The organism is Methylobacterium sp. C33D (assembly GCF_053345825.1).
Genome location: NZ_JBKFAV010000176.1, coordinates 1 through 318, shown reverse-complemented (window position 1 = coordinate 318; position 318 = coordinate 1). Strand labels below are relative to the sequence as shown.

The window sequence follows — 318 nt, the reverse complement described above, 5'->3', positions numbered from 1 at the left end:
TCGGCATCGGTGACTTCCGCCTGTTCGGCTCGGCCCGGTTCCTCACGGGCCTCGCCTACCAGATGCAGGCGGTGGCGATCGGCTGGTACGTCTACGACCTGGCCCACTCCGCCCTGGCGCTGGGCCTGGTGGGCCTCGCGGGCTTCCTGCCGGCGGTGCTGTGTGCCCTGGTCACCGGCCACGTCGCGGACGCCTACGACCGGCGCCTCGTCGGCGCGGCCGCCTACGCGCTGCAGAGCGCCGCGAGCCTCGGCCCCCTCGCCTGCGCCCTCACGGGCGTGCACACCGTCTGGCCGATCTACGCCCTCGTCATCGTCG

General features: G+C 73.9%; 1 protein-coding gene. It reads left to right on the top strand.

Annotated elements, in window-relative coordinates; genetic code table 11:
• The coding region (locus ACLBXO_RS31930) for an MFS transporter (protein WP_447687941.1) at window positions 1-318 on the top strand (318 nt) is incomplete at both ends.